Genomic DNA, 13,067 nt, shown 5'->3' with positions numbered 1-13,067 from the left:
CCCACGCGCAGGGAAGGGGCTCGGCTAGCATGCTGCGCATCATGCGTTTCGGGCTGCTTCTCCTTAGCTGCCGCGGCGAGGGCCTGTAGTCGAGGCCGACTCCCTCCCCGCGGAGCTTGGTGCTGCGTCGTCGGCCGTCCTTCCGGACACCCTCTGAGGAGCCCACAGCATCATGGCCAACCGCCAGCAGCCCAGTTCCATGCCGATCCACAAGTACGGCCGCTACGAGCAGGTCGACATCCCGGACCGCACCTGGCCGGACAACCGGATCACCACCGCCCCCCGCTGGCTCTCCACCGACCTGCGCGACGGCAACCAGGCCCTGATCGACCCCATGTCGCCCGCCCGCAAGCGCGCGATGTTCGACCTGCTGGTCAAGATGGGCTACAAGGAGATCGAGGTCGGCTTCCCGGCCTCGGGCCAGACGGACTTCGACTTCGTACGCTCCATCATCGAGGAGCCGGGGGCCATCCCCGACGACGTCACCATCTCCGTGCTGACCCAGGCCCGCGAGGACCTGATCGAGCGCACGGTGGAGTCCCTGCAGGGCGCCAGGCGCGCGACGGTCCACCTGTACAACGCCACCGCGCCGGTCTTCCGCCGGGTCGTCTTCCGTGGCTCCAGGGACGACATCAAGCAGATCGCCGTCGACGGCACCCGCCTGGTCATGGAGTACGCGGAGAAGCTGCTGGGTCCCGAGACCGAGTTCGGCTACCAGTACAGCCCCGAGATCTTCACCGACACCGAGCTGGACTTCGCGCTGGAGGTCTGCGAGGCGGTCATGGACGTCTGGCAGCCCGGCCCGGACCGCGAGATCATCCTGAACCTGCCCGCCACCGTCGAGCGCTCCACGCCCTCGACGCACGCCGACCGCTTCGAGTGGATGGGCCGCAACCTCTCCCGCCGCGAGTACGTCTGCCTGTCGGTCCACCCGCACAACGACCGCGGCACCGCCGTCGCCGCCGCCGAGCTGGCCCTGATGGCCGGCGCCGACCGCGTCGAGGGCTGCCTGTTCGGCCAGGGCGAGCGCACCGGCAACGTCGACCTGGTCACCCTCGGCATGAACCTGTTCTCCCAGGGCGTCGACCCGCAGATCGACTTCTCCGACATCGACGAGATCCGCCGTACGTGGGAGTACTGCAACCAGATGGAGGTCCACCCGCGCCACCCGTACGTGGGCGACCTGGTCTACACGTCCTTCTCCGGCTCCCACCAGGACGCCATCAAGAAGGGCTTCGACGCCATGGAGGCCGACGCGAAGGCCAAGGGCGTCACCGTCGACGACATCGAGTGGGCCGTGCCGTACCTGCCGATCGACCCCAAGGACGTCGGCCGCTCCTACGAGGCGGTCATCCGGGTCAACTCGCAGTCCGGCAAGGGCGGTATCGCCTACGTCCTGAAGAACGACCACAAGCTGGACCTGCCGCGCCGGATGCAGATCGAGTTCTCCAAGCTCATCCAGGCCAAGACCGACGCCGAGGGCGGCGAGGTCACGCCGAAGGACATCTGGGCCGTCTTCCAGGACGAGTACCTGCCCAACCCCGAGAACCCCTGGGGCCGGATCCAGGTCAAGAACAACCAGTCGACCACCGACACCGACGGCGTGGACACGCTGCAGGTGGAGGCCACGGTCGACGGCCGGGACACGGTCCTCACCGGCTCCGGCAACGGCCCGATCTCGGCGTTCTTCGACGCCCTGCAGTCCGTCGGCATCGACGTACGCCTGCTGGACTACCAGGAGCACACGATGAGCGAGGGCGCCTCCGCGCAGGCCGCCTCCTACATCGAATGCGCCATCGGCGACAAGGTTCTGTGGGGGATCGGAATCGACGCGAACACGACGCGCGCCTCGCTGAAGGCTGTCGTCTCGGCCGTCAACCGCGCGACGCGCTGACCAGCCTCGCAGGCGATTTACGGGCTCCGTCCGCCGATGTCCGGCGGGCGGGGCCCCGTCACATACCGGCCAATTGCTGTGACGGTCACGGAAAGGTCTCCTCCGGGGTGCTGACTCCTCCTCATGGATGTGGCTAACATCACGCAAGCGCGGCGACGTTGCCGCGCGGCGTGACGGAGGTGCGACGTGTTGCCAGGACGGGGACGAAACGGCCGTGCCGCCGGGCTTGCCCGCATCCTGGGCACCCGTACCGCGTGGACGGCCGCCGGCGACGGGGAGTTCTTCTGCCCCGGCTGCGGCGGTGACCGCAACTACCAGCGGCTGACCGGACAACGCCGCTTCACCCTGCTCGGCGTGCCCGTGCTGCCGCGCGGCGAGACCGGCCCGGTCGTGGAGTGCGCCGCCTGCCGCCGCCACTTCGGCACCGACGTGCTCGACCACCCGACCACCACCCGCTTCTCCGCGATGCTCCGCGACGCCGTGCACACCGTCGCCCTCGCGGTGCTGGCCGCGGGCGGAGCCGGATCCCGCACGGCACTGGAGTCCGCCGTGCTCGCCGTGCGCGCGGCCGGCTTCGACGACTGCACCGAGGAGCAGCTGGCCGCCCTCGTCGAGGCGCTGGAGGCGGACACCGGCCGCATCACCGGCGAACCCTGCGGCGCCGGGCTGGCCATAGAGCTCCACGAGGCCCTCGACCCGCTCGCCCCGCACCTGGCCACCGTCGGCCGCGAATCGATCCTGCTGCAGGGCGCGCGCATCGCCCTGGCCGACGGGCCGTACACCCCGGCCGAGCGGGACGTCCTGGCGACCGTCGGAGCGGCGCTCACCATCTGCTCCGACGACGTGACCCGCCTGCTCGCGGCGGCGGCCCGTACGCCGTCGTAGCACCGGCGGTACTCCCCGGGGAGTAATCCGCCCTCCGCACCGCCCCGCGCAGTAACCCCCGGCTCGGTCTCACGCCCGACGTGCCGGATCCCGTGCGCCGGGAGTCTGGAGTCCGTTCCAGACACCCGACCGGAGGGAGCCGGACAGATGGGGGCCACAAGGACGCGTACGGGGCGGCGGCGGGCCGTGCCCTGGGTGGTGGCCGGGCTGTGGATCGCCGCGCTCGTGCTGCTCGGGCCGCTCGCCGGGAAGTTCGCCGGCATCCAGCAGAACCGCGCGGTCGACTACCTGCCCGACAGCGCCGACTCCACGCAGGTGGCGCGCGTCCAGGACGAGTTGCCGGGCGGCGAGTCGACCGACCTGGTGCTCGTGTACCACCGCGGCGGCGGACTCACCGACGCCGACCGGCGGACGGCCGACGAGCAGATCGCCGAGGTGCGCGGCGCCTACGACCTGGCGGGTGAACCGCGCGGCGTCCCCTCCGCGGACGGCTCCACCCTGATGTACCCGGTCTCCAGCACGCAGCCGGGCCAGGACGAGGAGGCGCGGGACGCCTTCGTCGACGCGGTGCGGGACATCGCCGAGGGCGCAGGCGGACTGAGCGTCGAGGTCGGCGGGCCGGGAGCGCTGAACACCGACATGAACAAGGTGTTCGAGACGCTCGACGCCACCCTGCTGTTCGCCACCCTCGGCGTCGTCACCGTGCTGCTCGTCCTCATCTACCGCAGCCCCTTCCTGTGGCTGGTCCCGCTCGCCGTCGCGGGCGTCGCCGCCACCGTGGCGATGGCCGCCGGCTACGGACTGCACGAACTGTTCGGCGTCACCGTCACCGGACAGAGCGGCGGCGTGATGACCGTCCTGGTCCTCGGCGCCGGCACCGACTACGCGCTGCTGATCGTCTCCCGCTACCGCGAGGAACTGCGCCGCCACAAGCACCCGTACGACGCCATGCGCGCCGCCCTGCGCGGCTGCGGGCCGGCCGTCCTCGCCTCCTCGGGGACCGTCGCGGCCGGGCTGCTGTGCCTGCTCGCCGCCGACCTCAACAGCAGCAGCGGCATGGGGCCGGTCGGCGTGGTCGGGGTGCTCGCGGCGCTGGTCGCCATGACGACGCTGCTGCCCGCGGTGCTGGTGCTGCTCGGGCGGCGGGTCTTCTGGCCGCTGATCCCCGCGTTCGGCAGCGAGCCGAAGGCACGGCGGTCGCTGTTCGCCGCGATGGGCACCTCGGCGACGCGCCGGCCCGCCGCGGTGCTCGTCGGTGGCGGCGTCCTGCTGGGCGCGCTCGCGCTCGGCACGCTGAACCTGTCCGGCGGCATCAAGCAGGAGGACTCCTTCACCGAGCGGCCCGAGTCGATCACCGCGATGCGGACGCTGGCCCGGGAGTACCCCGAACGCAGCAGCCGGCCCTTGATCGTCATCGCCCCCGACGGCAGGGCCGAGGCGGTCCTGGAGCGGGCCCGGGCCGCCGACGGTGTCGCCGAGGCGGTCCCCGGGCGCAGCGGAGCCGGCTGGACGGAGATCGCCGTCTTCGCCACCGCGCCGCCGGAGACGCCGGCCGAGACCCGCACCATCGAGGCCCTGCGGGCCGGGCTCGACCCGGAGGGAGCGTACGTCGGCGGGCCCAGCGCCCAGCAGATCGATCTCGCCGACAGCGAGGCGCGGGACCGGAAGGTGATCGTGCCGCTGGTGCTCGCCGCGGTGTTCGTCATCCTCGTCGGGCTGCTGCGCAGCCTGGTCGCGCCGTTGCTGCTGCTGGTGGCGGTGGTCGCGGTGTGGGGCGCGGCGCTCGGCATCGGCGGTCTGGTCTTCGAGCCGGTGTTCGGCTTCGGCGGGACGGATCCCGGGCTCGGGCTGCTGTCGTTCGTGTTCCTGGTCGCCCTCGGGGTCGACTACGGCATCTTCCTGATGCACCGGATGCGGGAGGAGTCCGTGCGGGGGGCCGAGCCGGAGGCGGCGGCGCTGACCGCGCTGCGGACGACCGGCGGGGTGATCGCCTCGGCCGGGGTCGTGCTCGCGGCGACGTTCGCCGTACTGACGACGCTGCCGATGGTCGGTCTCGTCGAGCTCGGGTTCGTCATCGCGGTGGGGGTGCTGCTGGACACGTTCCTGGTACGCACGTACCTGGTGACCACGGCGAGTGTGCTGCTGAGGCGGCGGATGTGGTGGCCGGGGAGGCTCTCGCGCGCACCGCGGCGGATCACACCGTCGAAGCGGGACGAGCCCGTCTCCGCGCACGCCTCCTGACCCGCCGACGGCGTCCCTCCCCTCCCGGAGGGACGCCTTCCTCGCCGAGGATGATGCCCGTGCAGGCACCCACCACCCCGCAGGCGGCCTGGTCGCGTTCCGCCGAGCGGGTCATGGCCGCCATCAACCGCGACCCCCTGACCGCCCCGCACGCGGTCCGCAACGACACCGTGCTCGCCCTCGCCGCGGCGGCGCTCGCGGCCGGTATCGCGCTGCTCGTCGACGACGGGCGCGAGCCCGACGCGCTCGGCTGGACGCTGCTGCTCGCGAGTCACCTGCCGCTGCCCTGGCGGCGGCGCCGGCCGCTGCTCGTGCTGGCCCTGATCGTGGCCTGTGTCGCGCCGTACCACGCGCTGGACAACGTCCACTCCGCGCCCACCCCGGCCACCTACATCGCCCTCTACACCGTCGCCGTCACCGGCCGCCCGCTGCGCACGGTCCTGGTCGGGACGGGGGTCGTCACCCTCTCCGTCAGCGTGATGCTCACCGTCAGCCCCCACGAGGCGCTGGAGGTGCTGAAGGTCTCCGGGTGGGTCGTCGCCGTGCTGTTCTGCGGCGTCGACGTGCGCTTCTACCGCCAGTACGTCGCCTCCATCGTGGAGCGTGCCGAACGGGCCGAACGCACCCGCGAGGAGGAGGCCCGGCGGCGCGTCGCCGAGGAGCGGCTGCGGATCGCCCGGGACCTGCACGACCTGCTGGCCCACAGCATCACCCTCATCGGCGTGCAGACCTCCGTCGCCGCCCACGTGCTGTCCGCCGACCCCGACAGGCTGGACCGGGAGACGGTCGCCAAGGCCCTCGACGACATCGCCGAGACCTGCCGCAGCGCCCGGGGCGAACTCCGTACGACCCTGGAGGTGCTGCGCGCGCACGAGGCCGCGCACGGCGCCGCCGACACCCGCGGCCCGCTGCCGGGCCTGGACGGGCTGCCCGACCTGGCTCAGGCCGCGCGGCTCGGCGGTGCCCGGGTCGAGCAGACCGTACGGATACGGCACGCGCCGCCCGCCGTCGGCGCCGCCGCCTACCGCATCGTGCAGGAGGCCCTGACCAACGCCGTGCGGCACGCCGGGCCCGGACCGGCCGTCCGGGTCGAGCTGGAGGAGCGGGAGGGCGCCCTGCACCTGTCGGTCAGCGACGACGGCGCCGGGCCGGCCGCGGGCGGCACCCCGGGCTTCGGGCTGGCCGGGATGCGGGAGCGGGCCCGCAGCGTCGGTGGCACACTCGACGCCGGACCGCGGGCCGGGGGCGGATTCGAGGTGACGGCGGTCCTGCCGCTCACCACGACGGGGGAGAGGACCGGATGACCATACGGGTGCTGCTGGCGGACGACCAGACCCTGGTGCGCGAGGCGTTCGCGATGCTCGTGGAGTCGGCCCCGGACATGGCGGTCGTCGGGCAGGCCGCCACCGGCCGGCAGGCCGTCGAACTGGCCCGTGGCGCCGACCTCGTGGTGATGGACATCCGCATGCCCGACCTCGACGGCATCGAGGCGACCCGGCTCATCGCGGCCGACGAGGACCTCGCGGGCGTCCGCGTCCTCGTGCTCACCACCTACGACACCGACGAGAACATCGTCGACGCCCTGCGCGCCGGCGCCTCCGGGTTCCTCGTCAAGGACACCCGCCCGGCCGAACTCCTGGACGCCATCCGGACCGTCGCCGCCGGTGAGTCCCTGTTGTCGCCGGGGCCCACGGCACGGCTGATCGAGCGGTTCCTGCGCAGCCCCTCCCCACCGGCGGCCGGCGGGCCCGAGTGCCTGTCCGAGCGCGAGCGGGAGGTGCTCACGCTGGTCGCGCGCGGCCTCAACAACACCGAGATAGCGCAGGCGCTGGGCCTGAGCCCGCTGACCGCGAAGACCCACGTCAGCCGCATCATGGGGAAACTGGCGGCGCGGGACCGGGCCCAGCTGGTCATCGTCGCCTACGAGTCGGGGATGGTGACGCCGGGGAGCATCTGAGGGATGAGACTCCTCAGCCGCACCCTCCTGGTCACCTCGGTCCTCCTCACCCCCCTCACCGCCGGAGCCACCACCGCCACGGCCGGCCCCGGCTGCGCGTCCTCCGTCCCGTACGTCTCGGGCGAGGGCGGCTACGCCACGTACCGGATCCCCGCCACCGTCACCACCCGCGCCGGCACCGTCCTCGCCTTCGCCGAGGGCAGGCGCGGCGGGGCGGGCGACACCGGCGACATCGACGTCGTCCTGCGCCGCTCGGCGGACGGCGGCTGCACCTGGGGCCCGCTCACCGTCGTCGCCGCGGGAGACGGCGACACCCGGGGCAACCCGGCACCCGTCGTCGACCCGCGCAGCGGCGCCGTCGTGCTCCTCACCTCCTACAACAGCGGGGACGTGACGGAGGCGCAGATCATGCGCGGGGAGGTCACGCCCGAGCAGAGCCGTCGTGTCTTCGTGCAGCGCAGCCGGGACGACGGCCGCCGCTTCACCGAGCCCCGCGAGATCACCGCGCAGGTGAAGCACCCGTCCTGGCGCTGGTACGCGACCGGCCCCGGCCACGCGCTCGCCCTCACCCACGGCCCCTACGCGGGCCGCCTGATCGTCCCCGCCAACCACTCGGCGTCCCCGCCCCCCGGCTCCCCGGACACCGGCCGGGAACCCCGCTACTACGGCGCCCACGCGCTCCTCAGCGACGACGGCGGCCGCACCTGGCGGCCGGGCTTCGTCGACGACTCCTACGACGGGACGGCCAACGCCAACGAGTCCACCGCCACGCAACTCCCCGACGGCAGCGTCTACTTCAACGCCCGGGACCAGCACGGCACCGGCGCGGGCCACCGCCTCGACAGCCGGTCGAGCGACGGCGGCGCCTCCCTCGACCGGCCCTACACCGTGCAGCCGACCCTGAACGACGTCCCCGTCGTCCAGGGCAGTGTCCTGCAACCGGCGGGCCGCCACGGGCCGTTGCTGTTCTCCGGCCCGTCCGTCCCCACCGCCCGCCGGGCGATGGCGGTGTGGCGCAGCACCGACGGCGGCGCCACCTTCACCAGGGCGCTGACGCTCTCCCCGCACCCCGCCGCCTACTCCGACCTGGTGCCGCTCGGCCGGAAGGCGGTGGGGATCCTCTACGAGACCGGTGTGCGGGGGACCTACGAGACGATCGAGTTCCGCCGGATCCCGGCCGGCGAGCTCTAGGGCCGGTCGTATGGACAGGACCTAGAGCAGCCCGGCCGCTGCCAGGTACTTCCCGACCCGCTCCACCTCGCCCGGCGACAGCGGCACCTGCGGCTCGGCCGTCGCCGGGCAGTCGATCACGCCCCGCAGGTGCAGCGCGGCCTTGAAGGCGCCGATCGCCGAGGAGCCCGGGCCCATGCGCGCCGGGTCCCCGACGGACACCATCCCGAACAGGGCGCACAGGCGCTCCTGTTCGGCACGGGCCTCCTCGGCGTCCCCGGCGCGGCACAGACGGACCAGCCGGACGTAGCCGTGCGGGTCGACGTTGCCCAGGCCGGGCACCGTGCCGTCCGCGCCGACGGCGAGGGCCGCGTCGACGATCAGCTCGGAGCCGGTCAGCACGCTGAAGCCGGTGATGCCCTGGTGGTCGCGGACGCCGGTCACGACCTGCCGGAACGCGGCCAGGTCGCCGCTGGAGTCCTTCAGCCCGGCCACGACGCCGTCGGCGGCCAGCTCCAGGACGACGTCCCCGGGCAGCTTCGTGTGGACGGCGACCGGGATGTCGTAGGCGATGACCGGCACCGGGCTCGCGGCGGCGACGGCACGGTAGTGGCGGGCGATCTCCGCCGGGTGGGTGCGGGCGTAGAACGGGGCGGTGACGACGACCGCGTCCGCGCCCGCCGCCGTCACCGCGGCGACGTGGTCCAGCACGCGGGGCGTGGTCATGTCGATCGCCCCGGCCAGCACCGGCAGCTGCCCCCCGGCGTGGCGTACGACCGTCTCGACCACCAGCCGGCGCTGCCCGTCCGTCAGATAGGCCGCCTCCGAGGTGGAGCCGAGCACGAACAGGCCGTGCACCCCGCCCTCCACCAGATGGTCGACGAGCCTGAGCAGCGAGGGGACGTCCACCTCGCCGTCCGGTGTCAGGGGTGTGCACAGGGGCGGGATGACACCGGTCAGCGGGGTGATCGTCATGGGGCCTCCATCGGGTCGCTCCGGCGGACGAGGTCGCGGGTCGACTCGTCCTCCTGGACAGGATGGTGGCAGCGGAAGCGGTGCGCGGGCGCCGACGCGGCGGAGAAGGCCGGCATCTCGTCCGCGCAGACGCCGTCCGCCTTCCAGCAGCGGGTGCGGAACGGGCAGCCGCTCGGCGGGCGGGTCGCCGAGGGGACGGGACCGGCCAGCGGGATCGGCTCGATCGGGTCGAGCAGGCCGGGCGTGGCCGAGAACAGGGCACGGGTGTACGGGTGCCGGGCCCGGTCGGTGACCAGGGCGGCCGGGCACTCCTCGACGATCCGGCCCAGGTACATGGTGATCACCCGGTCGCTCATCCGCCGGACCGTCTGGATGTCGTGCGAGACGAACACCAGGGCCAGGCCCAGGCGTTCCTTCAGGTCGAGCAGGAGGTTGAGGATCTGCGCCCGGACCGACACGTCCAGGGCGCTGGTCGGCTCGTCCGCCACGACCAGGTCCGGGTCGAGCGCCAGGGCCCGGGCGATCGCGACGCGCTGGCGCTGCCCGCCCGACAACTGCCCGGGCAGGGCGTCGGCGAGGGCCCGGGGGAGACCGACCAGGGACATCAGCTCCCGCACCCGCTCCTCGCGTCCGGCCCGGGTGCCGCGGTCGTGCACGTCCAGCGGGTCGCGCAGGATCCGCCGGACGGGCAGGCGGCGGTTCAGGGCCGTCGACGGGTCCTGGAAGATCATGCCCGTGCTCGCGCCGACGGCCCTGCGGCGCTCGGCGGCCGGCATCGCCCACAGGTCCCGCCCCCGGAACGACACCGTCCCGCGGGTCGGCCGCTCCACCCCCACCAGCACCTTCGCCAGGGTCGACTTGCCGCAGCCCGACTCGCCGACCACGCCGACGGTCTCGCCGGGTGCGACGGCCAGGTCGGCGCCGGTCAGGGCGTACACCCGGTCGCGGGTGAACACCCCGCCGCTGCGGGCCCTGTGGACGACGTGCGCGTCGGACAGTTCCACCAGGGCGCTCATGACACGGCCTCGGTCTCCGGCGCCGCCGGCTCCATGGCAGGGTGATGGCAGGCCACGGTGTGCGCCGGGGTACCGGTCAGGGCCGGAGCCGTCGTGCGGCACACCTCGCTCGCACGCGGGCACCGGTCGGCGAAGCGGCAGCCGGCCGGGAAGTCGGCCGGGGACGGCACGACCCCCTTGATCTGCGTCATGCGCTCCTGCGCCGTCTCCAGCGACAGCACGCTGCCGAGCAGGCCGCGCGTGTAGTGGTGGGCCGGGGCCTCCACCAGGTCGGCCGTGACGCCCGTCTCCACGATCTGCCCGCCGTACATCACCGCCACCCGGTCGGTGACGTCCGCGATCAGCGCCAGGTCGTGCGAGACCAGGATCAGCGCGAAACCGAGCTCCTCGCGCAGCCGCAGCAGCAACTCCATCACCTGCGCCTGCACGGTGACGTCGAGCGCGGTCGTCGGCTCGTCGGCGACGATCAGCTTCGGGTCGCGGGACAGGGCCATCGCGATCAGGACCCGCTGGCGCTGCCCGCCGGACAGCTCGTGCGGGTAGCTGCGCAGGGTGCGTTCGGGGTCCAGGCCGACCATGGTCAGCAGCTCGGCGGGAGTGCGCCGCCCGCCGCGCCGCACGACCTGCTTGAGCTGGGCGCGGATCGTCATGGCCGGGTTGAGGGAGGACAGCGCGTCCTGGTAGACCATCGCCATCTCGTGGCCGAGGAGCCTGCGGCGTGCGCGCATCGGCTCGGTGAGCAGGTCCCGCTGGTGGAAGCGGACCTGGCCGCGCACGCGCGCCCCCTCCGGCTGCAGGCCCATGACCGCCAGCGCGGTCAGCGACTTGCCGCAGCCCGACTCGCCGACCAGCCCCAGGACTTCGCCGGGGTGCACCTCGAAGCTGATGCCGTCCACGATGTCCACGCCGCCGTGCCGCCCGTCGAAGCCGATGGCGAGGTTCTCCACCGCCAGCACCGGCTGCCCGTCCCGGGGGACGTGCCGGGCCCGGGCCCGCAGCCTGCGGGCCGCCTCCGTCAGGCCGGGCAGCGGCGCGACCTCCCCGCCGCCGGGCTCGGGTACCTCCAGCCGGTCGTCGCCCGGCGCCTTCACCTCCCGGGCCGAGGGAGCCGCCCACGCGTCGGAGACGCCCTCGGACAGGACGTTCAGGGACAGCACCGTGACGAGCATCAGCAGTCCGGGGAACACGGTCGCCCACCAGCCGCCGGTCAGGACCATGTTCTTGCCGTCGGCGATGACGCTGCCCCAGGACGGGTCGGGCGGCCGCACGCCCGCCCCGATGAAGGACAGCGACGCCTCGAAGACGATCGCCTCGGCGACCTGGACGGTGCAGAACACCAGCACGGGCGCGGCGCAGTTGACCGCCACGTGCTTCAGCACGATGTGCGGGGTGCGGGCGCCGATGACCCGTTCCGCCGTCACGTAGTCCTCGCCGTACTGGTCGAGGACGTTGGCCCGGACGACCCGGGCCACCGGCGGGGTGAACAGGAAGGCGAGCGCGCAGATGAGCACCGTGATCCCGCCGCCGAACACCGCCACCAGCACGGCGGCCAGCGCGATGCCCGGGAACGCCATCACCACGTCCAGGCAGCGCATCAGCGTCTCGTCGACCGCCTTGCGGGAGGTCGCGGCGATCGCCCCGAGCAGCGCGCCGGCCACCAGGGCGAGCCCGGTCGCGCCGAGCCCGATCGCGAGCGACCAGCGCGCCCCGTACATCAGCCGGCTCAGGATGTCCCGGCCGAGACTGTCCTGGCCCATCCAGTGCCCGGCGGACGGGTGGCCGGTGCCGTCGACGGGCGGCTGCTGGTCGAGCGGGTCGTGCGGGGCGAGGAGCGGCGCGAGCAGCGCCATGAGGGCGACGACCGCCAGGAAGCAGACGGCGGCCTTCGACAGCGGCGGCAGCCGGCGCATGCCGCGCAGCCGCACACCGGACCGGGACAGGGCCGTGGCAAGGCTCTTGCGGGTCATCACGTGGTCGCATCCCTCAGTCGCGGGTTGACCAGCAGGTACAGGATGTCGATGACGAGGTTCACGACGACGAACCCGGCCGCCGTGGTCAGCACGACGCCCTGGACGACGGCCGGATCACCGTTCTTCACGGCGTCGATCATCAGCTTGCCCATGCCGGGCAGCGAGAAGATCGTCTCGATGACGACCGCGCCGCCCAGCAGGTAGCCGACCCGCAGGCCGAGCACGGTGAGCGGGTTGATCAGCGCGTTCCGCAGCACGTTGCGGCCGACGACCACCCGGGGCGGCAGCCCGCTGCCGATCGCCGTCCGCACGTAGTCCTTGTCCAGCTCCTCCACCACGGACGTCCGCACGATCCGGGTCAGCTGCGCCGCCACCGGGAGGGAGAGGGCGAGGGCGGGGAGCGTCATCGTCCTCAGCCAGCCGGTGAAGGAGTCGGCCGGGTTGATGTAGCCGCCGGTCGGGAACCAGCCCAGGTCGACCGCGAGGTACTGGATCATCAGCAGCGCGAGCCAGAACCCGGGCGCGGCGACCCCGGTCAGTGACACGACCCGGATGATCTGGTCGGGCAGCCGGTCCCGGTGGATCGCCGCCGTGACACCGCCCAGCAGGGACAGCACGACCGCGATGCCGAGGCCCAGGAAGGTCAGCTGGAGGGTGAGCGGCAGTGCGGTGGTCACCTGGTCGATCACCGGGGCCCGGGTCAGCGCGCTGGTGCCCAGGTCGCCGCGGAGCAGGTCGGCGACGAAGGCGGCGTAGCGCACGGGCAGCGGGTCGAGCAGGCCGTGTTCCTCGCGGAAGTCGTGGAGCTGTCGCGGGGTCGGGTTGGCGCCCTGGAAGAACGCGGACGCCGGGTCGACGTCGGAGAACCGCATCACCAGGAACACGAACAGCACGATCCCGAGCATCAGCGGGACGAGCAGGGCGACGCGGCGGAGCAGGATCCGCAGGACGGCCGTCAT

At 73.3% G+C, this 13,067-nt stretch carries 10 protein-coding genes; 6 read left to right on the top strand and 4 right to left on the bottom strand.

Going from position 1 to position 13,067, the window contains the following annotated elements; genetic code table 11:
• The first annotated feature begins 172 nt into the window (after positions 1–172).
• The 6 genes from leuA (at position 173) to ABTZ58_RS11040 (ending at position 8,168) form a co-directional block, all read left to right on the top strand.
• Positions 173–1,894, top strand: coding sequence for a 2-isopropylmalate synthase (gene leuA / locus ABTZ58_RS11065; RefSeq protein ID WP_351353521.1), 1,722 nt, complete (start codon positions 173–175; stop codon positions 1,892–1,894).
• 186 nt (positions 1,895–2,080) lie between these two features.
• Complete coding sequence (locus ABTZ58_RS11060) at positions 2,081–2,779, top strand: TerB family tellurite resistance protein (protein ID WP_351353518.1); 699 nt, start codon at positions 2,081–2,083, stop codon at positions 2,777–2,779.
• 147 nt (positions 2,780–2,926) lie between these two features.
• Complete coding sequence (locus tag ABTZ58_RS11055; protein ID WP_351353515.1) at positions 2,927–5,020, top strand: MMPL family transporter; 2,094 nt, start codon at positions 2,927–2,929, stop codon at positions 5,018–5,020.
• 50 nt (positions 5,021–5,070) lie between these two features.
• A complete protein-coding gene (locus ABTZ58_RS11050; protein ID WP_502996045.1) occupies positions 5,071–6,324 on the top strand; it encodes a sensor histidine kinase in 1,254 nt (417 codons plus the stop codon).
• On the top strand, positions 6,321–6,977 hold the full coding sequence (locus ABTZ58_RS11045; RefSeq protein WP_351353512.1) for a response regulator: 657 nt from the start codon (positions 6,321–6,323) through the stop codon (positions 6,975–6,977). Before ABTZ58_RS11050 ends, ABTZ58_RS11045 begins: the two co-directional genes overlap by 4 nt.
• 3 nt (positions 6,978–6,980) lie before the next feature.
• The gene (locus ABTZ58_RS11040) at positions 6,981–8,168 is read left to right on the top strand and encodes a sialidase family protein (RefSeq protein ID WP_351353509.1); all 1,188 of its coding nucleotides are present in this window, start codon (positions 6,981–6,983) and stop codon (positions 8,166–8,168) included.
• Positions 8,169–8,189: 21 nt separating this feature from the next.
• On the opposite strand, the gene ABTZ58_RS11035 is transcribed toward ABTZ58_RS11040, so the two are convergent.
• Genes ABTZ58_RS11035 through ABTZ58_RS11020 form a run of 4 tightly spaced genes read right to left on the bottom strand, consistent with a single transcriptional unit; the run spans position 8,190 to position 13,067 of the window.
• Positions 8,190–9,122 (bottom strand): dihydrodipicolinate synthase family protein, encoded by a 933-nt coding sequence (locus ABTZ58_RS11035; protein ID WP_351353506.1) that lies wholly within the window; start codon positions 9,120–9,122, stop codon positions 8,190–8,192.
• Positions 9,119–10,138, bottom strand: coding sequence for an oligopeptide/dipeptide ABC transporter ATP-binding protein (locus ABTZ58_RS11030; protein WP_351353503.1), 1,020 nt, complete (start codon positions 10,136–10,138; stop codon positions 9,119–9,121). Before ABTZ58_RS11030 ends, ABTZ58_RS11035 begins: the two co-directional genes overlap by 4 nt.
• On the bottom strand, positions 10,135–12,105 hold the full coding sequence (locus ABTZ58_RS11025; RefSeq protein ID WP_351353500.1) for a dipeptide/oligopeptide/nickel ABC transporter permease/ATP-binding protein: 1,971 nt from the start codon (positions 12,103–12,105) through the stop codon (positions 10,135–10,137). The genes ABTZ58_RS11030 and ABTZ58_RS11025 overlap by 4 nt, the downstream gene beginning before the upstream one ends.
• Positions 12,105–13,067 carry an ABC transporter permease gene (locus ABTZ58_RS11020; RefSeq protein WP_351353497.1) on the bottom strand — a complete coding sequence of 321 codons (963 nt, stop codon included), beginning with the start codon at positions 13,065–13,067 and terminating at the stop codon, positions 12,105–12,107. The genes ABTZ58_RS11025 and ABTZ58_RS11020 overlap by 1 nt, the downstream gene beginning before the upstream one ends.

The organism is Streptomyces sp. NPDC094143 (assembly GCF_040303825.1).
Classification (GTDB): domain Bacteria; phylum Actinomycetota; class Actinomycetes; order Streptomycetales; family Streptomycetaceae; genus Streptomyces.
Note: the sequence above shows the minus strand (reverse complement) of the source record. Positions and strands in the feature narration are given on the sequence as shown.